This window comes from Micromonospora musae (genome assembly GCF_003626635.1).
In the GTDB taxonomy this organism is placed as follows: Bacteria; Actinomycetota; Actinomycetes; order Mycobacteriales; family Micromonosporaceae; genus Micromonospora; species Micromonospora musae.
Genome location: NZ_RAZT01000013.1, coordinates 121,686 through 145,992 on the forward strand (window position 1 = coordinate 121,686; position 24,307 = coordinate 145,992).

The 24,307-nt window shown below is 73.4% G+C and carries 24 protein-coding genes and 1 riboswitch; of the genes, 18 read left to right on the forward strand and 6 right to left on the reverse strand.

All coding sequences use genetic code 11. The features are described from left to right. Positions 1 to 15: 15 nt before the first annotated feature. The 4 genes from D7044_RS24580 (at position 16) to D7044_RS24595 (ending at position 4,366) form a co-directional block, all read left to right on the forward strand. The gene (locus D7044_RS24580) at positions 16 to 1,008 is read left to right on the forward strand and encodes a LacI family DNA-binding transcriptional regulator (protein ID WP_120677130.1); all 993 of its coding nucleotides are present in this window, start codon (positions 16 to 18) and stop codon (positions 1,006 to 1,008) included. A 25-nt stretch (positions 1,009 to 1,033) separates the two neighbouring features. Beyond that, a complete protein-coding gene (locus D7044_RS24585; protein WP_120677129.1) occupies positions 1,034 to 2,281 on the forward strand; it encodes a sugar ABC transporter substrate-binding protein in 1,248 nt (415 codons plus the stop codon). Positions 2,282 to 2,352: 71 nt separating this feature from the next. Beyond that, positions 2,353 to 3,474: a carbohydrate ABC transporter permease gene (locus D7044_RS24590; protein WP_120677127.1), complete on the forward strand. Its 1,122-nt coding sequence runs from the start codon at positions 2,353 to 2,355 to the stop codon at positions 3,472 to 3,474. A 1-nt stretch (position 3,475) separates the two neighbouring features. Then, positions 3,476 to 4,366 carry a carbohydrate ABC transporter permease gene (locus D7044_RS24595; RefSeq protein ID WP_120677125.1) on the forward strand — a complete coding sequence of 297 codons (891 nt, stop codon included), beginning with the start codon at positions 3,476 to 3,478 and terminating at the stop codon, positions 4,364 to 4,366. 69 nt (positions 4,367 to 4,435) lie between these two features. Here D7044_RS24595 and D7044_RS24600 read toward each other — a convergent pair whose 3' ends face one another. After that, positions 4,436 to 5,041: a GNAT family N-acetyltransferase gene (locus D7044_RS24600; protein WP_120677123.1), complete on the reverse strand. Its 606-nt coding sequence runs from the start codon at positions 5,039 to 5,041 to the stop codon at positions 4,436 to 4,438. Positions 5,042 to 5,076: 35 nt separating this feature from the next. Here D7044_RS24600 and D7044_RS24605 point away from each other — a divergent pair, with 35 nt between their 5' ends. After that, entirely contained in the window at positions 5,077 to 6,351 is a 1,275-nt protein-coding gene (locus D7044_RS24605; RefSeq protein WP_120677121.1) for a glycosyltransferase family 87 protein, read from the forward strand. Here D7044_RS24605 and D7044_RS24610 read toward each other — a convergent pair. After that, the gene (locus tag D7044_RS24610; RefSeq protein WP_120690329.1) at positions 6,250 to 6,804 is read right to left on the reverse strand and encodes a GNAT family N-acetyltransferase; all 555 of its coding nucleotides are present in this window, start codon (positions 6,802 to 6,804) and stop codon (positions 6,250 to 6,252) included. The genes D7044_RS24605 and D7044_RS24610 overlap by 102 nt on opposite strands. Positions 6,805 to 6,883: 79 nt before the next feature. Here D7044_RS24610 and D7044_RS24615 point away from each other — a divergent pair, with 79 nt between their 5' ends. The 4 genes from D7044_RS24615 (at position 6,884) to D7044_RS24630 (ending at position 11,567) form a co-directional block, all read left to right on the forward strand. Then, positions 6,884 to 8,113 carry a winged helix-turn-helix domain-containing protein gene (locus D7044_RS24615; protein ID WP_120690330.1) on the forward strand — a complete coding sequence of 410 codons (1,230 nt, stop codon included), beginning with the start codon at positions 6,884 to 6,886 and terminating at the stop codon, positions 8,111 to 8,113. Further along, a complete protein-coding gene (locus D7044_RS24620) occupies positions 8,110 to 8,742 on the forward strand; it encodes a DUF2752 domain-containing protein (RefSeq protein WP_411710998.1) in 633 nt (210 codons plus the stop codon). Before D7044_RS24615 ends, D7044_RS24620 begins: the two co-directional genes overlap by 4 nt. Positions 8,743 to 8,899: 157 nt before the next feature. After that, a complete protein-coding gene (gene dapA, locus D7044_RS24625) occupies positions 8,900 to 9,826 on the forward strand; it encodes a 4-hydroxy-tetrahydrodipicolinate synthase (protein ID WP_120677113.1) in 927 nt (308 codons plus the stop codon). A 52-nt stretch (positions 9,827 to 9,878) separates the two neighbouring features. Beyond that, the gene (locus D7044_RS24630) at positions 9,879 to 11,567 is read left to right on the forward strand and encodes a ribonuclease J (protein WP_120677111.1); all 1,689 of its coding nucleotides are present in this window, start codon (positions 9,879 to 9,881) and stop codon (positions 11,565 to 11,567) included. Between the two features lie 51 nt (positions 11,568 to 11,618). On the opposite strand, the gene D7044_RS24635 is transcribed toward D7044_RS24630, so the two are convergent. Together D7044_RS24635 and D7044_RS24640 are read right to left on the reverse strand one after the other, a co-directional pair. Beyond that, entirely contained in the window at positions 11,619 to 13,394 is a 1,776-nt protein-coding gene (locus D7044_RS24635) for a type III secretion system chaperone family protein (protein ID WP_411710999.1), read from the reverse strand. After that, positions 13,343 to 13,822 carry a YbjN domain-containing protein gene (locus tag D7044_RS24640; protein ID WP_120677109.1) on the reverse strand — a complete coding sequence of 160 codons (480 nt, stop codon included), beginning with the start codon at positions 13,820 to 13,822 and terminating at the stop codon, positions 13,343 to 13,345. Before D7044_RS24640 ends, D7044_RS24635 begins: the two co-directional genes overlap by 52 nt. A gap of 113 nt (positions 13,823 to 13,935) precedes the next feature. On the opposite strand from D7044_RS24640, the gene D7044_RS24645 reads away from it, so the two are divergent. Beyond that, a complete protein-coding gene (locus tag D7044_RS24645; RefSeq protein WP_120677108.1) occupies positions 13,936 to 16,392 on the forward strand; it encodes a DNA translocase FtsK in 2,457 nt (818 codons plus the stop codon). Then, entirely contained in the window at positions 16,385 to 16,762 is a 378-nt protein-coding gene (locus D7044_RS24650; protein WP_120677812.1) for a VOC family protein, read from the forward strand. The genes D7044_RS24645 and D7044_RS24650 overlap by 8 nt, the downstream gene beginning before the upstream one ends. 67 nt (positions 16,763 to 16,829) lie before the next feature. Here D7044_RS24650 and D7044_RS24655 read toward each other — a convergent pair whose 3' ends face one another. Continuing rightward, positions 16,830 to 17,075: a hypothetical protein gene (locus D7044_RS24655; RefSeq protein ID WP_120677106.1), complete on the reverse strand. Its 246-nt coding sequence runs from the start codon at positions 17,073 to 17,075 to the stop codon at positions 16,830 to 16,832. Positions 17,076 to 17,216: 141 nt separating this feature from the next. After that, positions 17,217 to 17,531 carry a DMT family transporter gene (locus tag D7044_RS24660; protein ID WP_120677104.1) on the reverse strand — a complete coding sequence of 105 codons (315 nt, stop codon included), beginning with the start codon at positions 17,529 to 17,531 and terminating at the stop codon, positions 17,217 to 17,219. Positions 17,532 to 17,591: 60 nt separating this feature from the next. Continuing rightward, positions 17,592 to 17,658, reverse strand: a riboswitch (guanidine-III (ykkC-III) riboswitch). 122 nt (positions 17,659 to 17,780) lie between these two features. On the opposite strand from D7044_RS24660, the gene D7044_RS24665 reads away from it, so the two are divergent. From D7044_RS24665 to pspM, 7 genes are all read left to right on the forward strand, one after another. Further along, complete coding sequence (locus tag D7044_RS24665; RefSeq protein ID WP_120690332.1) at positions 17,781 to 18,704, forward strand: ornithine cyclodeaminase family protein; 924 nt, start codon at positions 17,781 to 17,783, stop codon at positions 18,702 to 18,704. A 106-nt stretch (positions 18,705 to 18,810) separates the two neighbouring features. Then, positions 18,811 to 20,316, forward strand: coding sequence for a 30S ribosomal protein S12 methylthiotransferase RimO (gene rimO, locus D7044_RS24670; RefSeq protein WP_120677100.1), 1,506 nt, complete (start codon positions 18,811 to 18,813; stop codon positions 20,314 to 20,316). A 77-nt stretch (positions 20,317 to 20,393) separates the two neighbouring features. After that, a complete protein-coding gene (gene pgsA / locus D7044_RS24675; protein ID WP_120690333.1) occupies positions 20,394 to 20,993 on the forward strand; it encodes a CDP-diacylglycerol--glycerol-3-phosphate 3-phosphatidyltransferase in 600 nt (199 codons plus the stop codon). Between the two features lie 125 nt (positions 20,994 to 21,118). Continuing rightward, positions 21,119 to 21,667 (forward strand): CinA family protein, encoded by a 549-nt coding sequence (locus D7044_RS24680; RefSeq protein ID WP_120690334.1) that lies wholly within the window; start codon positions 21,119 to 21,121, stop codon positions 21,665 to 21,667. A 261-nt stretch (positions 21,668 to 21,928) separates the two neighbouring features. Further along, a complete protein-coding gene (locus D7044_RS24685; protein WP_120677095.1) occupies positions 21,929 to 22,384 on the forward strand; it encodes a helix-turn-helix domain-containing protein in 456 nt (151 codons plus the stop codon). A gap of 196 nt (positions 22,385 to 22,580) precedes the next feature. Next, positions 22,581 to 23,441, forward strand: a complete 861-nt coding sequence (locus tag D7044_RS24690) for a PspA/IM30 family protein (RefSeq protein WP_120677093.1) — start codon at positions 22,581 to 22,583, stop codon at positions 23,439 to 23,441. 23 nt (positions 23,442 to 23,464) lie between these two features. Beyond that, positions 23,465 to 24,250 (forward strand): phage shock envelope stress response protein PspM, encoded by a 786-nt coding sequence (gene pspM / locus D7044_RS24695; RefSeq protein WP_120677091.1) that lies wholly within the window; start codon positions 23,465 to 23,467, stop codon positions 24,248 to 24,250. Positions 24,251 to 24,307 lie beyond the last annotated feature (57 nt).

Genomic DNA, 24,307 nt, shown 5'->3' on the forward strand with positions numbered 1-24,307 from the left:
GGCGAGAGGGATTTCGTGGCTGAAAAGGTGACCATCGCGACGGTGGCCCGACACGCCCGTGTGAGCCGCCAGACGGTTTCCAACGTGCTCAACACGCCGCAGATCGTGCGGGAGGAGACCCGGCAGCGGGTCCAGGAGGCGATCGTCGCCCTCGGCTACCGCGTCAGCCAGGCCGCCCGGCAGATGCGCACCGGCCGCTCCCGTCTCATCGCCATGAGGATCGAGCCGACCCGGGACGGCATCAACGGCTCGGTGCTCGACCGCTTCCTGCACGGCCTCACCGAGAGCGCGGAGGTCGCCGGCTACCGGGTGATGCTCTACACCGCCGGCGACACCGAGCGGGAGATCACCGCCTACGACGACCTGCTCAGCGCGTACGACCTGGACGGCTTCGTGCTGACCGGGACGGACCACGGCGACCCCCGGACGGCCTGGCTGGCCGAACGGGAGGTGGCGTTCGTGGCCTTCGGCCGCCCCTGGGACGACCTCACCGCCCACCCGTGGGTCGACGTCGACGGCGCGGCGGGCACCGCCCGAGCGACCCGGCACCTGCTCGAACGCGGCCACCGCCGGATCGGCTTCCTGGGTTGGCCCGCCCCCTCCGGCGTCGGCGACGACCGCCGCGCGGGGTGGCGAGCGGCCCTGCACGCCGCCGGGATCGACCCGGCGGGGCTGGAGCGGGCGGTCGAGGACGGCATCGCCGAGGGGGAGTGGTCGATGCGTGACCTGCTCAACGCCGACGAACCCCCGACCGCCGTGGTCTGTGCCAGCGACTCCCTCGCCCTCGGCGCACTCCAGGCGGTACGCGCGAGCGACCCGGCCGTCGCGGTGGTCGGCTTCGACGACACCCCCGTCGCCGCCGCGACCGGGCTGACCAGCGTCAGCCAACCCCTCGGCGAGGCCGCCGCCCGCTGCGTGGACCTGCTCACCGCGGTCCTCGACGGGGACCAGCAGTCTCCCGAACCCGTGCTGCTCCAGCCCTCGCTGGTGCTCCGGCACACCGCGTAACCCATCCCCGAACAGGAGAAACCAGATGGCACCTCGACCCCTCGCCCGGGTGGCGGTGGCCGGCCTCGCCGCCGTCGCACTGCTCGGCTCCGCCGCCTGTGGCAGCGGCTTCGACGACAGCTCCGAGGGCACCGCCCAGTCCAGCGGCCCGGCCAGCCTGCAGATCCTGATCGGCTCGTCCGGCGACGCCGAGACGAAGGCCGTGCAGGACGCGGCGGCCAAGTGGGCCGGCGAATCGGGCAACACCGCCACCGTGACCCCCGCCCAGGACCTCACCCAGCAGCTCGGCCAGGGCCTCGCCGGCGGTACGCCGCCGGACGTCTTCTACGTCGACGCGGCCCAGTTCGCCGACTACGCGAGCGTCGGCGCGCTCGAACCCTACGGCGACAAGATCAGTAACACCGGCGACTTCTACGAGAGCCTGCGCACCGCGTTCACCTACGACGGCAAGCTCTACTGCGCGCCGAAGGACTTCTCCACGCTGGCCTTGCAGATCAACACCGACCTCTGGACCAAGGCCGGTCTGACCGACGCCGACATCCCCACCACCTGGGACCAGCTCACCGCCACCGCCCAGAAGATCAAGGCGAAGGGGCAGGTGCCGCTGGCGCTGGGCGACACGCGGGACCGCGTCGGCGCGTTCATGGTGCAGAACGGCGGCTGGCTGATGAGCGAGGACGGCAAGCAGCCCACCGCGGACACCCCGGAGAACCTGGCCGCCCTCCAGTACGTGAAGGACCTGGTCACCAAGGGGCTGGCCCAGTACCCGAAGCAGCTGGACGCCGGGTGGTCCGGCGAGGCGTTCGGCAGGGGCAAGGCGGTGATGACCATCGAGGGCAACTGGATCAAGGGTGCCCTGCAGAACGACTTCCCGAACGTGAAGTACCAGGTCGTCCCGCTGCCGGCCGGTCCGAAGGGGCCGGGCACGCTCTCCTTCACGCAGTGCTGGGGGATCGCCGCCAAGTCGAAGTACAAGGAGCAGGCGATCAAGTTCGTCGAGGCGATGACCGCCGGCGAGCAGCAGATGGCCTTCGCGCGGGCGTTCGGCGTGATGCCCTCCCGGCAGTCGGTCCACGACCAGTACGTCAGCGCCTTCCCCGCCGACAAGCCCTTCATCGACGGCGTCGAGTACGCGCAGGGCCCGGTGAACGCGCCGAAGATGGACAGCGTCCTGCGTGACCTCGAGGCGGGGCTGCAGGCCCTCTCGACCGGCGACCCGAAGACGATCCTGGCGAACTTCGACAAGAACGCCAAGGCGGCGCTCGGCGACTGAGGTGTGCTGTGAGGGCCCCGGTCTCGGCCGGGGCCCTCGCCCCGCACCTCCTTTCTCGTGAGGGAGGGACAATGGCAACGGAGGCACCGGCGGCTCGGGTGGTCGTACGCGGCGGCGCGCCTCGACGGCGTGGGCGTGGCACCCGGAGCAGCGAGAACCTCGCCGGTTGGCTCTTCGTCGCGCCGGTCGTGGCGATCCTCGGGCTCTTCCTGCTGCTGCCGATCCTGATGGCGCTCTGGGTGAGCCTCACCGACTGGAACGGCCAGGGCAGCCCCTTCACCCGGAACGTGCCGTTCGTCGGGGTGGAGAACTACACCCGGCTCTTCGCCGAGGACGGGCTGGCGCGGCGCGACCTGATGACGAGCCTGCGCAACAACATCTACTACGTCGGGATCGTCGTGCCGGCGCAGACCATCCTCGCCCTCGGCCTGGCGCTGGTCGTGAACAACCGGATGCTCAAGGGGAAGGGCTTCTTCCGGAGTGCCTTCTACTTCCCCTCCGTCACCAGCTCGGTGGCGATCAGCGTGGTCTTCCTCTTCCTCTTCGCCAACTCCGGGGCGGTCAACAAGCTGCTCAGCCTCTTCGGTGTCGCCGGCCCGCAGTGGTTCGCCGACTCCCGGGGCGTGCTGCACCTGCTCCTCGGCGCGCTCGGGGTGGACGACCCGCCCGCCGCGCTGACCGGCGGCGGACCGTTCGGGCTGAGCTGGTGGGAGTGGCTCTCCGGGCCGAGCGTCGCGATGGTCTCGATCATCACGCTGGTGGTCTGGACCACCAGCGGCACGTTCATGCTGATGTTCCTGGCCGCGCTGCAGAACGTGCCGGTGACGCTGGACGAGGCGAGCACCCTTGACGGCGCCGGCCGCTGGCAGCGCCTCCGGTACGTCACGCTGCCGATGATCAGGCCGACCATGTTCCTGGTGGTGACGCTCGGCCTGATCGGCTCCTGGCAGGTCTTCGACCAGGTGTACGTGATGAGCCAGGGCGACCCCGCCAAGACCACCCTCACCCCGGCCTACCTGTCGTACCGGACCGCGTTCCGGGAGTTCGACTACGGCTCCGGAGCGGCGATCTCGTTCGTGCTGTTCCTGATCATCATCGTGTTGACCCTGATCCAGCGCCGCGTGATGGCCGACCGCGATCCGGTCGCCCGGCGACGCGGCCGGTGGCGTCGACGCGTACCGGAAGGGTCGTGACATGGCCGTGCTGACCGACCGGCCGCCGGTCGCGGCGAAGCCCGCGCGGCGGCGTCGCGCCCGCCGCAGCCTGGTCTCCCGGGTCCTGGGGTACGCCACGCTGATCTTCTTCGGGTTGGTCTTCCTCTACCCGTTCGTGATCCAGCTCGGCAACTCGTTCAAGACCGAGCCGGACGCGGCCGCCAACCCGCTCTCGCCGATTCCCGACCCGCTCACGCTGGCCGGCTTCGAGCGGATCTTCGCGGGCACCAACTTCCCGCTCTGGCTGGGCAACTCGCTGCTGGTCACCGTGCTCGTGACGGTCGGCCGGGTCTTCTTCGACTCGCTGGCCGGTTACGCGCTGGCCCGGTTGCGGTTCCGGGGCCGCTCCTGGCTCTTCGCCATGGTCGTCGCGGTCATGGCGGTGCCCCCTGTGGTGCTGCTCATCCCGAAGTTCCTGGTCCTCAACCAGCTCGGCATCTACAACAGCTACAGCGGGCTGATCGTGCCGCTGCTCGCCGACGCGGCAGGCGTCTTCATCATGAAGCAGTTCTTCGAGTCGATCCCGGTGAGCGTGGAGGAGGCGGCCCGCATCGACGGGGCGAGCGTCTTCCGCACCTTCTGGTCGGTGGTGCTGCCGATGGCGAAGCCTGCGCTGATCACCCTGACGATCCTGTCGTTCCAGGGCTCCTGGAACGAGTTCCCGCACAGCCTCGTAGCGGTGCAGGACCCGGATCTGTTCACCCTGCCGCGCGGTCTGGCCGACCTGGTGAGCGGGTCGCTCGGCAAGGGCAGTCAGTACCCGCTCAAGCTCGGTGCCGCCCTGCTCGCCACGATCCCCGTGGCGATCATCTTCGTGGTGTTTCAGCGCTACTTCGTACGTGACGCCAACGACGGCTCCGACAAGGGCTGAGCCGCCCCGCCCGGTTCGCGGGCCTCCGGCACCCGGAGGCCCGCGACGCACTCCATTCGGAGGCGGCGCTCAGTCGACCGGCGCGGCTGGCGCCGGCGGGGTGGGCGCGGGCTCGGCGGGGAGCGCCACGTGCAGCCGGAGCTGCGGGACCAGCATGTCCTCCACGTCGAGGGCCCGGGCCGCCCCGTCGGCCGCCCAACCGGTGCTGGTCAGGAACTTGCGGGTCGCCTCGTCACCGTCGAACGCCCAGGCCACCGCGCTGGCGAAGCCGTCCGAGCGCCACAGGTCGACGCTGGCGGCGAGCAACCGGCTGCCGTGCCCACGCCGGCCCCACCGCGGTTCGACGAGCAGGTCGGTGACCGCCGCGACGTCGGCGCCGAGCGCCTCGGCCGGCTCGTTCGGCGCGAGCGCCTCGGCATCGGCCGGACCGAACGCCGTGAACCCCACCAGATACGATTGCTCGGCCTGTTCGACGGCGACCAGCACCCGGTGGGCGGCCGACGGCGGTTCCTGCACCGCGGCGGTCCACCGCCGGGCCAGCCACGCCTCGTCCAGGTTTTCGAGGACGTGCCGGGGCAGGATCCGGCGGTAGGCGACCCGCCAGGTCGCGAGCTGGATGCGTGCGATCTCGCCGGCGTCTTCCGGACGCGCCGGGCGGACGTACCCGAGAGCCATGGGACGTGAGCCTACGCAGGGCGAGGGAGGCGACGGTGCTGCAGGGTGCCAGTAGGACGGTCACGCAGGTGGTGGGCGTGCTCCTGCTCGCCGTCGCGGTGGCGGCCTTCCTCTCCGTCGCCGCCGTCCGGCACGGCTTCTTCGATCTCCAGGTCTACTACGGGGCACTCACCTGGTGGGTGCACGGCGGGGAGATCTACGACTACCTGCGGCCGCTGACCCAGTACGGCTTCACCTATCCGCCGTTCGCCGCCCTCGTCATGCTGCCCATGGCGTACCTGCCGTGGCTGGCCGCCATCGTCGTCAGCGTGATCGCCACCGTCGCCGTGACCGCGGTGCTCTTCTGGTGGCTGATCGACCCGATCTCGGTGCGCGCGGGCTGGACCCGCTGGTTCGCGCTCGCCGTCGCGCTCTGCCTGGTCGCCGCGTACGAGCCGATGCGCGAGACGGTCAACTTCGGCCAGGTCAACATGCTGCTGCTCTTCCTGGTCGCGGTGGACCTGCTGCGGCTGCTTCCGGCCGGGAGCCGCTGGGCGGGCGTGGGCATCGGGCTGGCCACCGCGATCAAGCTGACTCCCGGCATCTTCATCGTCTACCTGCTGGTGACCCGGCGCTGGCGGGCGGCCGTCACGTCGATGGCCACCGCGGCGGCCGCGAGCCTGGTGGCCGGCGCGCTCTTCCCCGACGCCTCGCGGGAGTTCTGGACCGAGGCGCTGTGGAACACCGGCCGTGTCGGCGAGCTGGCGTTCGTCTCCAACCAGTCGCTGCGCGGGGTGGTGGCCCGGCTCGACCCGGAGCACCCGAGCACCCTCGCCTGGCTGGCGCTGGCCCTCGGCACCCTGGCGCTCTGGGCGTGGCGGTCCCGCCGCGCCGCGGCCGCCGGCGACGAGGCGACCGGGCTGGCGCTGACCGGCGCGGTGATGTGCCTGATCAGCCCGGTGACCTGGGTGCACCACCTGGTCTGGCTGTTGCCGGCGCTCATCCTGCTGGTCGACAACGCCATGGCCGCGCCCGCCCGTACCCACCGGCGCCGGCTGCTGCTGGCCGCCGCGCTCGCCGGGTACGCGCTCCTCACCAGCCGGATCGTCTGGGCCTGGGAGCAGGACTTCACCGGGCTGGACGGCTTCCTCGGCAGCAACACGTACGTGTGGATCAGCCTCGCGCTGCTGGCCTTCCTGCCGGTCCGCCGCCGGCTGGTCGCGCCCGGATCAACCGCCGAGAGGTCCGGCGTACCGCAGCTCGACGAGCCGGACGGGCGGGCGCCCGCCGCTGAGCGGCACCGGATAGGTCGTCCACTCTCCGTCCGGTGACAGCCCGGCCCGCGCGTAGAACCGCCGGGCCCGTTCGTTCTCCGCCAGCACCCAGGCCCGGTACGTCGGGAAACCCCGCGCGGCCAGCCCCTCGCGGGCGGCGGCGAGCAGCGCCGTCGCCGTGCCGTCGCCCCAGTGCCCCGGCTCGACGTAGAGGGCGAGGAGTTCGCCGTGCGTCGGGTCGAGGTTGGCGCGATCCTGGTCGACCCGGTACGGCCCGAAGGAGGCGAACCCGACGACCTTCGAGCCGCCCGCCTCGGCCAGCAGGGTGGTGAACGGATGCTCCGGGTCGGCGGTGCCCAGGTCACGTCGACGCTGTGCCCAGGCGGAGACGTTCAGCCGCCCCAGCACCTCCTCCGGCATGATGCCGGCGTAACCGGCCTGCCAGCCGTGCACGTGCACCTGGGCGATCGCCTCGGCGTCATCGGGCTCCTCGGGTCGGATCGTCAGCACGGGTCCGTTCTATGCCCCTATAGGCGAGCCGTCCAGCGTCCGCGCCGGGATGTCGGACCGCTGAGCTAGGGTCGCCGCGATGGCCGCTCCGGAATCGCTCTCGCTCGCCCAGGCCCGCCGGGTGGCGCTCGCCGCACAGGGCTTCGCCGATCCCGCGCCCGCCGGCGTGCCCACCCGCCGCCACCTGCGGCGGGTGCTCGACCGGGTCGGTCTGATCCAGATGGATTCCGTCAACGTGCTGCAGCGGGCGCACTACCTGCCGCTCTACAGCCGGCTCGGGCCCTACCCGACCGCCCTGCTCGACACCGCGGCCTACCGCCGGCCCCGCGACCTCTTCGAGTACTGGGGGCACGAGGCGTCCCTGGTCCCGGTCGGGCTGCACGCGGCGCTGCGCTGGCGGATGGCCCGCGCCCACAGCGAGGCCTGGGGCGGCATGCGCCGGATCGCCCAGGAGCAGCCCGAACTGGTCGCCTGGGTCCGCGCCGAGGTGGCCGCCCGGGGGCCGCTGACCGCCGCCGAGATCGAGCACGACGCCCCCCGGGAGACGGGCAACTGGGGCTGGAACTGGTCGGCGGTGAAGCGCGCCCTGGAGTTCCTCTTCTGGGCCGGCGAGGTGAGCGCCGCCGAGCGCACCAGCTCCTTCGCCCGCCGCTACGACCTGCCCGAGCGGGTGCTCCCGGCCGCGGCGCTCGACGCGCCGACCCCGACCGACGCCGAGGCGTACCGGGCGCTGGTGGCGGTCGCCGCCCGGTCGCTCGGGGTGGCCGCCGAGCCGGAGCTGCGTGACTACTTCCGGCTCCCGGTCGCCGGGGCCCGCCAGGCGATCGCCGAGCTCGCCGAGGCCGGTGAGCTGCTGCCGGTCACCGTGTCGGGGTGGCGGCAGCCCGCCTGGCTGCACGCCTCGGCCCGGCTACCCCGCTGGGTGCGGGGCAACACCCTGGTCAGCCCGTTCGACCCGCTGGTCTGGGAGCGCAACCGGGCCGAACGGCTCTTCGACTTCAGCTACCGCATCGAGATCTACGTGCCGGCTCCGCAGCGCGTCCACGGCTACTACGTGCTCCCCTTCCTCCAGGGGGAGCGGTTCACCGCCCGGGTCGACCTGAAGGCCGATCGGAAGGCGCGTGCGCTGCTGGTGCCCGCCGCCTGGGTCGAGCCGGGCGCCGACCCGGGCGAGACGGCCGTGGCGCTCGCCGCCGAGCTCTACCGGCTCGCCGGCTGGCTCGGCCTGGACTCGGTGGCCCCGCCCGTCGCGGGCGACCTGGCCGCCCCGCTCGCCGCCGCCCTGGTGGGCGTCGCGGGTGTACGGTGATTCGCGTGTCGAGCGTTGACGGGCCCGCCGTTCCACCGCAGCCGCCGACCGGTGCGGTCCCCCCACCCGGCACGGCCGCCGCGCACGGGGCTGTCGCGGCACCCGAGGTGATCCCGCCGGCCGGCTGGCCGACGGACGCGGGCGCCGGGGCCTATCCGATCCCGCCCTATCCGGTGCCGGAGCCGGACCGCTTCACCCGGTTCGTGGTCCGGCTCTACGACCGCTCGCCCCGGTGGGCGGTGCCGCTGGCCGCGCTGGGCTGCGTCGCGCTGGGCATCGGCTACACGTTGATCACCGACCCGACCCGGTCCGACCCCACGGCCGCGCCCAGCTGCGTGCTCAAGCTGACCACCGGCCTGGACTGCCCGGGCTGCGGCGGCACCCGCGCGCTCTGGTACGTGCTGCACGGCGACGTTCCCGCCGCCGCCCGCCACCACTTCCTGCTGGTCTTCGCGCTGCCCTTCCTGGCGTACCTCTTCGTCGCCTGGGCGGGCCGGCAGGCGTTCGGCTGGCGGCTGCCGGAGCTGCGCGTCAGCAACAAGCTGATCGGTGGCTTCCTCGCCGCCTGGCTGGCCTTCTCGGTGCTGCGCAACCTTCCGCTGGCCCCGTTCACCTCGCTGTACGTCTGACCCTCGGCGGGCAGCCGGTCCGTGCCGGGTCTTCGCCGACTCGGTGCTCGCCACTACGCCGGGACGGCACCGACCGAGGTGGCGTCGAGCCCGTACGCCGCGCTCTCCTGAGCCCTTCCCCGGCGGGTGCTCCCGGGTCGTCCGCTAGGTTAGGAGGATGACGCACGACCACCCTGACACCCCCGCCCGGGCGGCGTCCCGCCCCTTCGGGCGGGTGCTCACGGCAATGGTGACTCCGTTCACCGCTGACGGCGAGCTCGACCTCGACGGTGCCGCCCGACTGGCGAACCACCTGGTCGACGAGCAGGGCAACGACGCGCTGGTGATCAACGGCACCACCGGCGAGTCGCCCACCACCAGCGACGCGGAGAAGGAGCGCCTGATCCGGGCCGTCGCGGAGGCGGTCGGCGACCGGGCCAGGATCGTGGCCGGGGTGGGGACGAACGACACCCGGCACACCATCGAGTTGGCCGCCGCGGCCGAGAAGGCGGGCGCCCACGGGCTGCTGGTGGTCACGCCGTACTACAACAAGCCGCCGCAGAGCGGCCTGCTGCGCCACTTCACCGCCGTGGCGGACGCCACCGGCCTGCCGGTGATGCTCTACGACATCCCGCACCGCGCCGGCGTGCCGATCGCCACCGAGACGATGGTGCGTCTCGCCGAGCACGGGCGAATCGTGGCGGTGAAGGACGCCAAGGGCGACCTGACCGCTACCAGCTGGGTGACCAGCCGCACCGACCTGGCCTTCTACAGCGGCGAGGACTCGCTCACCCTGCCCGCCCTCGGCGTCGGCGCGGTCGGCGTGGTCGGTACCTCCACCCACTTCACCGGCGCGCTGACCAAGCAGATGATCGAGGCTCACGACGCCGGCGACAACGGTGCCGCGCTCGCCCTGCACCGCCGGCTGCTGCCGCTCTACACCGGCATCTTCCGCACCCAGGGGGTCATCCTGGTGAAGGCGGGGCTGAACGCCGCCGGCCTGCCCGCCGGCCCGGTACGGCCCCCGATGGTGGACGCCACCGACGACGAGATCGCCCAGCTGCGCGCCGACTGCGCCGCGGCGGGCCTCGCACTGCCCGAATGATCGAACGACACGACGGACGCCCTATGACGGCGTCGCAGAATGAGGTGAACGCGTGACCGAGGCGCACATCGAGGCGGAGCTTCCCCCACCGCTGCCGGAGGGCGGACTGCGGATCATTCCGCTCGGCGGACTCGGCGCCATCGGTCGGAACATGACCGTCTTCGAGTACGACGGCAAGCTGCTGGTGATCGACTGCGGGGTGCTCTTCCCCGACGTCGAGCAGCCCGGCGTGGACCTGATCCTGCCCGACTTCGGGCCGATCCTGGACCGGCTCGACGACGTGCAGGCGATCGTGCTGACCCATGGCCACGAGGACCACATCGGCGCGGTGCCGTACCTGCTCGCGCACAAGCCGGACATTCCGCTGGTCGGCTCGCAGTTCACCCTCGCCCTCGTCGAGGCGAAGCTCGCCGAGCGGCGCATCCAGCCCTACACGCTGACCGTGCGGGAGGGCGGCCGGGAGCAGCTCGGCCCGTTCGAGTGCGAGTTCTTCGCGGTGAACCACTCGATCCCGGACGCGCTCGCGGTGGCCGTGCGTACCCCCGCCGGCCTGGTGCTGCACACCGGCGACTTCAAGATGGACCAGCTCCCGCTGGACGGCCGGATCACCGACCTGGCCGGGTTCGCCCGGCTCGGCGCCGAGGGTGTGGACCTGCTGCTGTCGGACTCCACGAACGCGGAGATCCCCGGCTTCGTCACCCCGGAGCGCGAGATCGGTCCGGTGCTCGACTCGATCTTCGGGAAGGCGCGGGGGCGGATCATCGTCGCCTCGTTCGCCTCGCACGTGCACCGCGTGCAGCAGGTGATGGACTCGGCCGCCGAGCACGGCCGCAAGGTCGCCCTCATCGGCCGGTCGATGGTGCGCAACATGGGCATCGCGCGTGACCTGGGTCTGCTCAACATCCCGCCCGGTCTCGTCGTCGGCCTCGACGAGGCGACCGCGATGCCGCCGGAGCAGATCGTGCTCATGTCCACCGGTTCGCAGGGCGAGCCGATGAGCGCGCTGGGCCGGATGGCCAGCGGCGACCACCGGCACATCACCATCGCCCCCGGCGACACCGTGGTGCTCGCCTCCTCCCTGGTGCCGGGGAACGAGACCTCCGTCTACCGGGTGATCAACCGGCTGGCCCGGGCCGGCGCGGTGGTCGTGCACAAGGACGTGGCCAAGGTGCACGTCTCCGGTCACGCCCCGGCCGGCGAGCTGCTCTACCTGCTCAACGTGGTGCGCCCCAGCAACCTGATGCCGGTGCACGGCGAGTGGCGTCACCTGCGCGCGCACGCCCGGCTCGGTATCGAGTCGGGGGTGGCGGCGGACCGGGTGGTGCTCTGCGAGGACGGCGACGTCGTCGACCTGGTCGACGGGCGGGCCAGCCTGGTCGGCCGCGTGAAGAGCCGGTACGTCTACGTGGACGGTCTGGCCGTCGGTGACGTGAGCGAGTCTTTGCTGACCGAGCGGCGGATCCTCGGGGACGGCGGGTTCATCGCCGCCACCGTCGTGGTCGACTCGGTCACCGGCAAGGTGGTCGCCGGCCCGACCGTCTCCGCGAAGGGCTTCTCGGAGGACCCGGAGGCGTTCAACGCGGTGGTCCCGCTGGTCACCGAGGCGCTCAACCGGGCCGCCGCGGACGGGATCACCGACCCCCACCAGCTCCAGCAGATCGTCCGCCGGACGGTGGGGCGCTGGGTCAACGACGCGTACCGGCGGCGTCCGATGATCGTGCCCACCGTCGTCGAGGTCTGACCCGACCGACGCCTGCGACCGGCCCGACGCCTCGGCGCGGGCCGGTCGCCGTCAGGGCAGGGCCGCCACCGCGTCGGCGTAGGCGACGCCGGTGGTGATGGCGGCGTTCAGCAGCACGGCCAGCTGCGCCGGGGTCACCCCGTGCGCCAGGTCCGTGCTCACGTCGCCGGCCAGCACCAACTCACCGCCCGGGTCGTGCACGTACGCCTTCGGTAGCAGCCGGTCGTGGTTCCACCCGTTGCAGAACGCGTACGCCTCCGCGCGTCGGGTGGCGGGCAGGCGGCGGGTGGCGAGCGACCGGGCGTGCAGGATCTCGCCCCGCTCCCCGAGCCGCCGGAACTGGATCACCGCGTCGCCCCAGCGGCCGACCACGGTCGCGCCGGGCTCCACCGCGTACCGGTCGCCGCGCCGGTCCAGCGCGCTGGTGATCATCTCCAGGGTCAGCGGCGCCGGCTCCAGGTCGGCCGGCCCAGGATCGTCCTCCGGTCCCTCGGCTTCGTCGATCGGGTCGTCGGCGGGGAGCGGCACCGCCCCGGCCACCGGCCGCTCGGCCAGCCACGCGGCGATCCGGCCCGACTGGTGCCCGGTGCCGTTGCGGGCGTCGAAGCTGCCCGCCAGTTCGGTGGCGACCGCCAGCAGCACCGCGCCGAGCGTCCCGATCTCCAGGTCGGCGGCGGAGCGCTGCCCGTACGCCGGCCGGCGCACCGTACGCCCGCCCAGCCCCGCCTCGACGGCGAGGTGGCAGACCAGCGCCCCGGCGGCGGCGAACTCCATCGCGGAGAGGTCGTCGTACGGGTGGTCGAGCCGGGGCAGCTGCTCGGCGAGGATCTCCAGCGCCCGACCCGGGTGCCCGCCGAGCGCGCAGAAGCGCAGGTGGGTGGCGAGGTACGGGAAGGACCCGCGCTCGGTGCGGTGCCGCCGGTACGCCCGCACGTGCGCGACGCCGGCCCGCTCCGGCTCGCCGCTCCTCAGCCACGGCAGCAGCGCCGCGGTGAGCGACCGCTCCGGCTGGTCGGTGCAGTCGACGGCGCCGTCGAGGAGGTCGGCCAGCTCGGCCAGCGCGGCGGCCTGGTCGCCCCAGTCGGCGAGCAGCTCCGCCCGCCGGACGGGTGCGCAGCCGGGACAGCCACCCGTCACGTCGGGATCGGCGCCCGCCCAGCGCTCGTACCACTCGCGGGCGGTCGGCTCGTCGCCCAGGTGGTCGGCGATCCGGCAGCGCAGCTCGGCCACCGCCTCGGCGTCGGCGCCGACCCGTCGGGCCAGGTCGTCGACCGCGCGGAGCTGGTCGAGCCCGACCCGCGGAGTGCCGAGCAGCGCCTCGATCGCGTACCGCTGGTAGCGCGTCAGCAACTCGCCCTCGCCCTCGGCGAAGATCTCGGGACGGCGGTCGAGCACGGCGAGGCAGCGCCGGGCCGGCTCGACGAGTCGCCACCGTTCACCCTGGACGAGGGCCGTCTCGATCAGCGCGAGCCGGGCGTCGACCGCGGACCGGTCGTCGCCGGCCGCGTCGGCCGCCGTGGCGATGCGCTCCAACTCCATCATCCGCTCCGGGCCGTCGGGCAGGTCCCGGGCCTCGGCGAGCGCGCTGATCAGCTCCCGGCTGCGGCCCGCCGGCGCGCGACCGGGCCCGACGAGGCCGACGTCACCGAGCGGCGTGGCCCGTACGCCGGGCCCCCGCGCGCCCCGGTCCGGGCGACCGACGGGGCCGCTGGAGTCGCCGCCGCGCGGACCACCGGGCCCGCTCACCTCACGACGGGGCCGCCCGCCGGGCCCACTCACGGCGCGGTTTCCCGGGGGAGTTGCCCGACCGCCGTGGCGAGTTGGCATCCGGTGGAGATGCCGCAGTCGAGCAACCGGTCGAGCTGGTGCGGGGTGACGCCGCGCTCCAGGTCGGTGATCACCTCGCCGCAGACCCGGGCCCGGCCGTCGTCGTCGACGTGCACGAACGCCTTCGGCCAGAGCCGGTCGTGGTTCCACGAGTTGCAGAAGGCGTGCAACCCGGGGACCTGCTCGATCGGGAAGGTCGACGCGATCAGGGTGCGGATCTGGAGCAGCTCCCCGGCTTCGCCCAGCCGCAGGAACCAGACCAGGTTCTCCCCCCAGCGACCGACCAGGTCGCCGTCCGCGTCGGCGGTCACGGCGTACCCACGGTTGCCCAGCACCGCGGCGATCAGCTCGCGGGTCAGCGGTCGCAGCTGTCGCGGGTGCCCGGCCAGGGGATCGTCCGGACCGTCCTCGATTCCCGGCGACGCCATCGGGCATCCCTTCTGAGGCAGATATCACGTCATGCGGCGGAGTCCGTGCTGCGACGCGCGGACACGACCCGGAAAAGCGGCGATCCGCCGGGCCGCGCCGTTACGGTGATGCTATGGCGGGCCGTACCTCTCAGGCGAGCCGGCGGCGCGGCGCGTCGCCGCGCGGTGCGACGAACAACCGCGCACGTCAACCGGCGAAGAAGACCCGGACCCCGGTCCGCCGCCGAACCCGGCCCGCCCGCCCCAGCCCCGCCGTCTACGTCGGACGCGCGGTCGGTGCGCTGTGGATGGGTCTGGCGCACGGCATGGGGTGGGCCGTCCGGGCCGCCGGTCGCCAGGCGGCCTCGGCCCGGGAACTCGACCCGGAGCACCGCCGCGACGGGGCCGGGCTGCTGCTCTTCGGCCTCGCACTGCTCAGCGCCGTGGGGATCTGGTTCTCCGGCGCCGGCCCGGTGGGGGAGCGGCTGGCCGACACCGTCCGGCTCTTCCTGGGCGCGATCGCCGTCGTGGTGCCGGTGCTGCTGGGGATCGGCGCCTGGCGGCTGATGCGCCAGCCGGTCGATCCGCAGCACCGCGGCCGGGGGCTCGTCGGCTGGGGGTCGATGCTGCTCGCCACGGCCGCCATGCTGCACATCGGACAGGAGCCGGTCGACCCGGCGCAGCGCGACTACGCGGGCGGCTTGATCGGCGCGGGCATCGGCGGCCTGCTCGAGCGGGCGGTGACCGCCTGGGTGGCGATGCCGCTGCTCGTCCTGCTGCTCCTCTTCGGACTGCTGGTCGTCACCGCGACCCCGATCAACAAGATCCCGGAGCGGCTCGGGCTGCTGGCCGGCACGCTCGTCGCGCCGTCCACGAAGGAGGAGGAGGCCGAGGAGGCCCCGGCGAAGCCGGCCCGCAAGCGGCCGGCGAAGCGTACGCCCTCGCCCGTCGACCCGGACGACTTCGACGACCTGGACGGCGTCGACCTGCAGGAAACCCTCGTGCTGACCCGTACGCCCCCGACCAAGGTGCCGGTCAGTCGCAAGCCGGTGGAACCGCCGGAGCACTCGCCGCTGCCCACCCGGGCCGAGCAGCTCGCACTGACCGGGATGGCGGGCGACTACACGCTGCCCCCGGCGAACCTGCTCGGCAGCGGTGCGACGCCGAAGACCCGGAGCAAGGCGAACGACGAGGTGATCGCCGCGCTGACCGGGGTCTTCGAGCAGTTCGACGTGGACGCGGCGGTGACGGGCTTCACCCGGGGGCCGACGGTCACCCGGTACGAGGTGGAGCTGGGACCGGGCGTCAAGGTCGAGCGGATCACGCAGCTCTCCCGCAACATCGCGTACGCGGTCAAGTCACCGGACGTGCGGATCCTCAGCCCGATCCCGGGCAAGAGCGCGGTCGGGGTGGAGATCCCCAACACCGACCCGGAGAACGTGGCGCTCGGTGACGTGCTGCGCTCCCGGGCGGCCACGGGTGACCACCACCCGATGGTCGTGGCCCTCGGCAAGGACATCGAGGGCGGCTTCGTGGTGGCCAACCTCGCGAAGATGCCCCACATTCTGATCGCGGGGGCCACCGGCGCCGGTAAGTCGAGCTGCCTGAACTCGCTGCTGGTGTCGGTCCTGACCCGGGCCACGCCGGACGAGGTGCGGCTGCTGCTGATCGACCCGAAGCGGGTCGAGATGACCGGCTACGAGGGCATCCCGCACCTGGTCACGCCGATCGTGACCAACGCGAAGAAGGCGGCCGACTCGCTGGAGTGGGTCGTCCGCGAGATGGACATGCGCTACGACGATCTCGCCGCCAACGGGGTCCGGCACATCGACGACTTCAACCGCAAGGTGCGCAACGGCGAGATCAAGGCCCCGCCGGGCAGCGAACGGGAGATGCGGCCGTACCCGTACCTGCTGGTGATCGTGGACGAGCTGGCCGACCTCATGATGGTCGCGCCCCGGGACGTGGAGGATTCCGTCGTCCGGATCACCCAGCTCGCCCGGGCCGCCGGGATCCACCTGGTCCTCGCCACCCAGCGCCCCTCGGTCGACGTGGTGACCGGCCTCATCAAGGCGAACGTGCCGTCCCGGCTCGCCTTCGCCACCTCGTCGCTGGCCGACTCGCGGGTCATCCTCGACCAGCCCGGCGCGGAGAAGCTGCTCGGCCGCGGTGACGGGCTCTTCCTGCCGATGGGCGCGTCGAAGCCGATCCGGATCCAGGGTGCCTGGGTCACCGAGCGTGAGATCGCCGACGTGGTCAAGTTCTGCAAGGACCAGCGTGAGCCGGAGTTCCGCTCGGACGTGCTGACCGTCGCGCAGGAGAGCAAGAAGAAGATCGACGAGGACATCGGCGACGATCTCGACCTGTTGTTGCAGGCGGTGGAGCTGGTGGTCACCTCGCAGTTCGGTTCCACCTCGATGTTGCAGCGCAAGCTGCGGGTGGGGTTCGCCAAGGCCGGCCGGCTGATGGACCTGATGGAGACGCGGGGCGTCGTCGGGCCCTCCGAGGGCTCCAAGGCCCGGGACGTGCTGATCAAGCCGGACGAGCTGGAGGAGGTCATGGCCGGCATCCGGGGCGGTGGCGATGAGTGACGCCCCGCTGGCGGAGGAGCTCTTCCCGATCCTCACCACCGGCGACCTGGCGGCGGCGCTGCGCTTCTACGGTGAGCTGCTCGGTGGCACGGTGAGCTACCGGTTCCCGGAGGAGGGCGAGCCGGTGTACGTCACGCTCCGCCTCGGCGCCGCGCAGCTCGGTCTCGGTCGGCAGGACGAGCCGGGCAGGCTGGAGAACGACCGGGTGACGCTCTGGGTGTACGTCGCCGACTGCGCGGCCGCGGTGCGGCGGCTACGCGCCGCCGGCGTCCGGGTGGTGGCCGAGCCGGCGGCGCAGCCGTGGGGGGAGCGGATGGCGGTCGTGCTCGACCCGGACGGCAACCGGGTGCTGGTGGCCGACCGGGGCTGACCGGCCCGGCCGGTGGATCAGCGCGGGGGGGCCCGCCGGTCGACCGACGGGCCCGGAGCGGTGCGGTTCAGGAGTTGACGAGCGCGGCGAAGAGCAGCATGCCGAGGAGCGCGCCGACAACGCTCGCCGCTGCGGCGTACCAGCCGAGCGGCTTGTCGCCGAGCACCGCGCCGACGATGCCGAGGATCACGCCGAGCACGCCGAAGATCAGTGGCGGCAGGAAGATCGCGAGAACGGCGAAGACGAAGCCCAGGATGGTGCAGACGCGGGCCGCGCTGCTGCGCGGGCGGGCGGTGCTCGGAATGTCGGCCATGACGTCCTCCGTGGTGAGAGCCGTGACTGTCGGCCGATCACTACCCAGCCGGACCTCGATGTACTCATGCGGGCCGATGCCGGGCGGGTTACCCGGGACCGGTGGGGCGTTGCGGGCGGCCCGGCGGGGCGGCCGGTGCGCTCAGTGGAAGAACTTCAGACCGACCACGCCGGCGATCACCAGGAAGAGGCAGAGGATCCGGGGCAGGCTGGCCGATTCGTGCAGCGCGAGCATGCCGACCAGGGCGGTGCCCACCGCGCCGATACCGACCCACACCGCATAGCCGGTGCCGACGGGGATCTCGCGAAGCGCGTAGGCCAGGCCGCCCATGCTGAGGACCAGGGCGACCACGAAGATCACTGAGGGTACGAGCCGGCTGAGGCCGGCGCTGCGGTCCAGGGCGATCGCCCACGCCGTCTCGAGCAGTCCGGAGAGTACGAGCACGATCCAGGCCATTGCCGCCACCTTCGGTGAGCGCCCGGACCACCGGGGCCGGGACGAGTCGGTTTCACACTGATCGGGGCGTCTTGCCTGACCGGGTACGCCCACCGCTCGTCCGGGGCGGCCGCACGAGGGCCACCGGAGCCGAGGCTAGCACCGTGTGCCGGGCCGTGCCGGTGATCCGGGCGTCTGCCGGGTGGGGGGCGCGGATCGGGCGGCGGAGGGTTGACTTGAACCTCGCTTCAGCTTGCAGTATTTGCGGTTATGACCCTCTTCTACTCCGACGCGGAGGTGTCTGCCGCGCTGGACGCCCCCACCACGGTCGATGCCATGCGGAGCGCCCTGCTGGCCGCGTACGACAGGCGGTTGACGGCCCCACCGCGGACCTCGGCGCCGCTCGGCGGCGGCCGGATGGTGTTGACCGCGGGTTGCCTCACCGGCGAGTGGTACGGCTACCGCTCGTACGACACCTTCGGTCACCCGGAGTCCCAGCAGCTCGTGGTGCTGCACGACGGGCGGACCGGCGCGGTGCGGGCGGTGGCGGTCGGCGAGGAGCTGGGATCCCGGCGCACCGGCGGCCTCGGCGCGGTGGCGGTCGACGTCCTGGCCCGTCCGGACGCCGAGACGGTCGGCGTGATCGGCTCCGGTCGGCAGGCCTGGACGCAGGTGTGGGCCACCGCCGCGGTACGCCCCCTGCGCGAGGTCACCGTCTACAGCCGCTCGGCTGCCCGGCGGGAGGCGTTCGCCGCCCGGGTCGGCGCCGAGCTGGGCGTGACAGCTCGGGCGGTGGGCGATCCGGCGAGCGCCGTCACCGGGCGGGACGTGGTGGTGCTCGCCACCACCAGCCCCACGTCGGTGCTCGACGCCGCCGACGTCTCGCCGGGCACCCACGTCAACGCCGTCGGGTTCAAGCAGCAGGACCGCGCCGAGTTCGGGCCGGACCTGCTCGCCGTCGCCGACGTCCTGGCCACCGACTCACCGGCCCAGGCGCACGCGTACAGCCCGCCGATGCTCGCGGCCGAGCCGCCGCACGTCGAGCGCCTGCACGACCTCGGGGCCGTGCTCGCCGGCGCCGTGCCCGGCCGGACCGCCCCGGAGCAGATCTCGGTCTTCTGCTCGGTCGGCCTCGCCGGCACCGAGGTCTTCCTCCTCGACCGCCTGGTCCGCGTCGGCGCGGCCACCGTCTGAGCCGCCGCCCGCGCCACGGTGCCCGGCGGGGGCGGTGATCAATGGGCGCCTGCGGGCTCGGCGGGCCGCCGTTGGTGGGCGGCCCGGAGCGGCCCGGTACCCTCGGATGGTGTCTGCCACCTCTGCCACCTCCCCTGCCACCGACGGCCGCCGTGTAGCCCTGCTGACTCTGGGCTGTGCCCGCAACGAGGTCGACTCGGAGGAGCTCGCCGCCCGGCTGCACGCCGACGGCTGGCAGGTCACCACCGACGGTGAGGGCGCCGACGTGGTGCTCGTCAACACCTGCGGCTTCGTGGAGAAGGCCAAGCAGGATTCGATCCAGACCCTGCTCGCCGCCGCGGACACCGGCGCCAAGGTGGTGGCGGCCGGCTGCATGGCCGAGCGGTACGGCCGGGAGCTGGCCGAGAGCCTGCCGGAGGCGCAGGCGGTGCTCAGCTTCGACGACTACCCGGACATCGCCGCCCGCCTCGACGCGGTGCTCGCCGGCGAGCAGGTCGACGCGCACACCCCCCGCGACCGGCGTGAGCTGCTTCCGCTGACCCCGGTCAACCGCCGTACGGCGGCGGTGTCGCTGCCCGGCCACGGCACCCCGCTGCGGGCCGTCGTGGAGACCGACGAGCACACCCCCGCCCACCTGCGCCCGGTGCTGCGTCGCCGGCTGGAGAGCGGCCCGGTCGCCTCGCTCAAGCTGGCCAGCGGCTGCGACCGGCGCTGCGCGTTCTGCGCGATCCCCGCGTTCCGGGGTGCCTTCGTCTCGCGTACGCCCGACGAGCTGCTCGCCGAGGCCGAGTGGCTGGCCAAGACCGGCGTCCGTGAGCTGGTGCTGGTGAGTGAGAACTCCACCTCGTACGGCAAGGACCTGGGTGACCCCCGAGCGCTGGAGAAGCTGCTGCCGCAGCTCGCCGCGATCGACGGCATCGTCCGGGTGCGCGCGAGCTACCTCCAGCCGGCCGAGACCCGGCCCGGCCTGGTCGAGGCGATCGCCACCACACCGGGCGTGGCGCCCTACTTCGACCTGTCGTTCCAGCACTCCAGCGAGCCGGTGCTGCGCCGGATGCGCCGGTTCGGCTCCACCGACCGGTTCCTCGAGCTGCTGGCCGGCGCCCGGGCGCTCGCGCCCGACGCGGGGGCCCGGAGCAACTTCATCGTCGGTTTCCCGGGCGAGACCCGCGCCGACGTGAACGAGCTCGTCCGGTTCCTCTCCGCGGCGCGGCTCGACGCGATCGGCATGTTCGACTACAGCGACGAGGACGGCACCGAGGCCGCCGGGCTGCCGGGCAAGGTCTCGGCCGCGACGATCAAGCGGCGGTACGACAAGCTCAGCGCGCTCGCCGACGAGCTCTGCGCCCAGCGGGCCGAGGAGCGGCTCGGCTCGACGGTCGAGGTGCTCGTCGACTCGGTCGAGGGCGGTGTCGTGGAGGGCCGGGCGGCCCACCAGGCGCCCGAGGTCGACGGCTCCACCACCCTGGTCGCCCCCGAGGAGGGTGGCGTCGACCTGGCGGCGCTGCGCCCCGGCGATCTGGTACGCGCCACGGTGACGGGCACCGAAGGAGTGGACCTGTTCGCCGTGCCGGATGGGATGATCTCGGCGGCGCCCGGCGCGGCACGGTGACGGCGGGCCCGGACGGAGCGGGGAGGCCACGTGGTGGGGTACGGGAGACGCCACGGCCGGCCGGGCGGAGTGCGGCGGTGACCGAGGCGACCGACTCCACGCCGGCCCGGGTGGCCCGCCCGGTGCCACTGCTCAACGCGGCCAACGCGCTCACCGCGCTGCGGTTGCTGCTCGTGCCGGTCTTCGCCGCCACGGTGGTCGCCTCCGCCATGACGCACGCCGGCTGGCGGATGGCCGCCTGCCTGATCTTCGCCTTCGCCTCGGTGACCGATCTGGTGGACGGCTGGATCGCGCGCCGGTTCGGGCTGGTCACCTCGGTCGGCAAGGTGGCCGACCCGATCGCCGACAAGGCGCTCACCGGCGCCGCCCTGGTGCTGCTCTCCTGGTACGACCGGCTGCCCTGGTGGGTGACCGCACTCATCCTCCTGCGTGAGCTGGGCATCACGGCGATGCGGTTCTGGGTGATCCGGCACGGAGTGATCGCGGCGAGCCGGGGCGGCAAGATCAAGACTGCGCTCCAGATCCTCGCCATCGCCTGGTACCTCTGGCCGATGCCGGCCGTCCTCGCCCCGGTCGGTCCGTGGATCATGGGGGCCGCCGTGGTGGTGACCGTGGCCACCGGCTTCGACTACCTGGCCCAGGCCGTGCGCCTGCGCCGCCCCCGTCCCGACGCCTGACCCCTCCCGCGCCCAGCCCCGGTGATCATGAGGTTGCCGGTCGGCAGCCTCGTGATCGACGGCGAGCGCCGAGGTCGGAGCGGGGGTCGGCGGTTGCTCGGCGGGAGCCGGGGAAGGATGGGGGCATGGAGAGCGACGCGAACGGGGAGCGGCCGGTCGGCAGCCCGGCGGCAGGGGTGGTGCACAGCCTCTCCCAGCGGAACGAGACGCTGGCGACGATCGAGTCGCTCACCGGTGGCCTGCTCTCCGCCTCGGTGGTCGAGATCGCGGGTGTGAGCGGGATCTACCGGGGCGGCCTGGTGGTCTACGCCACCGAGCTGAAGTCGGAGCTGGCCGACGTACCGGCCGAGCTGCTCGCCCAGCGTGGCCCCGTCGACCCCGACGTCGCGGTGGCGCTCGCCGAGGGCGGCCGGCGCCGCTGCCGCGCCGACTGGGGGCTGGCCACCACCGGGGTGGCGGGCCCGCAGCCGCAGGACGACAAGCCGGTCGGGCTGGTCTACGTGGCCGCGGCCGGGCCGAACGGCACCGCCGTGCGGCAGCTCGACCTGACCGGTGGCCGGGACCACATCCGCTCCGCCGCGGTTATCGAGGCGCTGCGGCTGCTCGCCGAGCGGATCCACGAGGCCGACGCCGCCGAGGCCGAGGCCGCCGAAGCCGACGCCGTCGCGGGCTGACGAGCCGACACCGACCGGCTGCGGACGCCGGCTGACGAGCCGACGCCGCTGCCGGGGCGGACGCCGACGCCCTCGCCGGCTGACGGGCCGAGGCCGGCCGGGTGTGCACACCGGCGCCGGCAATCCGACGGGCGGGGCGGGATGTCGCCGGGCCGGGTACCGGGTACCGTTGCGGAAAGGCTCCGTCGGTCGGTGCCGGTCTGGTCCGCCACGTTCGGCCCGTGAAGCCGGGAGACGTGCGGCCGGAGAGGGGGAGGTGCGATGGTCCTGCTACGCCGAGTGGTCGGGGACGCATTGCGGGCACGCCGGCAGGGGCAGCAACGCACCCTGCGTGAAGTCTCCTCCGCCGCCAACGTCAGCCTCGGTTACCTCTCCGAGATCGAGCGTGGCCAGAAGGAACCCTCCAGCGAGCTGCTGGCCGCCATCTGTGACGCGCTGGGCGCCCGCCTCTCCGAGCTGCTGCGTGAGGTGAGCGACACCGTCGCGCTCGCCGAGCAGATGCCGAACGTGCTGGTCCCCGTCCAGGACGAGCCGGCCGACTCCACGCCGGTCTCGCCGGCCGCGGCCGCCAAGGCCACCGGTCGGGCCGTACGCCAGGTCAGCTCCGACGGCACGGTCGCCGTCTCCGTCCGCCAGGACTCGCCGCTCAAGGCCACCCTGCGCAGCACCCGGGTCCGCCCCGCCGAGCGCGACCGCGACGTCGTCTGCGCCGCCTGAGTCTCCTTCGCAGCGCCGTAGCCGCCCTCGCGCGGTCCGCGTAGGGTTGATCGCAGACGGTGTCGGCCGCCTGCTCGCCGGTACGGGTGCCGGTCTGGCGCCCGCCTGGGACGATGGAGGAACTGCCGCGCCGGTGGTCCGTCGTCGCGTCCGGCTCGAGCAGGCGCAGCGACGCTACTGAGGGGATACCGCGGAGATGGCGAACCCGTTCGTCAAGGGGTGGAAGTACCTGATGGCGCTCTTCGGCGCCCGGATCGACGAGCACGCCGATCCGAAGGTCCAGATCCAGCAGGCCATCGAAGAGGCGCAGCGCCAGCACCAGGCCCTCGTCCAGCAGGCCGCCGCGGTGATCGGCAACCAGCGCCAGCTGGAGATGAAGCTCTCCCGGCAGATGTCCGAGGTCGAGCGCCTCCAGGCCAACGCCCGCCAGGCGCTGGTCCTCGCCGACCAGGCCCGCGCCCGGGGCGACGAGGCCGAGGCCGGGCGGTACGAGCAGAGTGCGCAGACCCTCGCCACCCAGCTCGTCGCCGCCGAGCAGTCCGCCGAGGACCTGAAGACCCTGCACGACCAGGCGCTCGCCGCAGCCGGGCAGGCCCGCCGCGCGGTGGAGAACAACTCGATGATCCTCCAGCAGCGTCTCGCCGAGCGCACCCGCCTGCTCAGCCAGCTGGAACAGGCGAAGATGCAGGAGGGCGTGGCCCGCTCGCTGGAGTCGATGTCGGCGCTCACCGCGCCCGGCACCACCCCCTCGCTCGACGAGGTTCGCGACCGGATCGAGCGCCGTTACGCCAACGCGATGGGCCGCGCCGAGCTGGCTGGCAACTCGAACGAGGGACGGATGCTCGAGATCCAGAAGGCGAGTCTCGACTCGGCGGGTTCGGCCCGGCTGGAGCAGATCCGCTCCAGCATGGCCGGCGAGCAGCTCGGCGCGCAGCGACAGAGCGCCGAGCAGTCCGCGCCTCCGGCGGCCGATCCGGCCGCCGCCGCCCGCCTCGACGAACTCCGCGCGACGATGGCCCGCGAACGGGGCACCGGGGACACCACCCCCGCCGGCTGAGCGGGCGGCCAGAGGAGGTCAGGGTGGCAGACGAGCGTACGCGGTACTTCCGGCGGCTGACCCGGCTTCGCCGGTCGGCGCGACGGTGGAGCGTGCTGGCCGGCGGCCTCGGGGGCGCCGCCGCCGTGCTGACCCCGTACGCCGGGCTCGGGCTGCCGGACGCGGCCTGGGCCGGTGCGGCGGGCAGCGCGGTGGCGCTCGCCGCCTGGCGCTGGATCGATCTGCGGGCCCTCGCCGCCCAGCCGGCGCCGCCGCCGGTCGACCCGGTCGAGGCCGCCGCCCGGTCCCGGGCCCGGCTGATCGCCGCCGTCGAGCGACTGCCGGCCGGATCCGGTGTGGTCGCCGAGGTACGCCGGGTGCGCGCCCGGGTGGCGCTGCGCGGCACCAGCGCGGCGCAGCTCTGGGCCCGGCTGGACCGGGCGACGCTCACCCTGGGCGGGATGACGCAGCGGTTGACCGGCCCGGCCGAGCCGGCCGTGCAGGAGGCCACCGCCGCCGACCGTTCGCTGCGGGAACTCGCGCACCGGGTGGCGAGTGTGGAGCGGGCGCTCCGGCTCGCCCCGGTCGACGCCCGGGCGCCGCTGGGCGACACACACCGGATCCTCACCGAACAGCTGGAGAGCGGAGTGGCCGCGTACGAGCGGCTCGTCGTCGCCGCGGCCGGCTACGTCGCCGAGGACGCCCGGCCGGACGCCCCGCACCCGGCCGCCGCCCGGCTGACCGAGGCGACCGACCTGCTGCACGGCGTCGCCGGGGCGTTGGCGGAGCTGCGTACCGCCGCCGACCCCCTCCGCACCCCGCTGCCCTGACCCCCCGGCCAGGTCCGGGCCACTCGTTCACGGAAAGAGTGGCTGTTCCACGCGGAA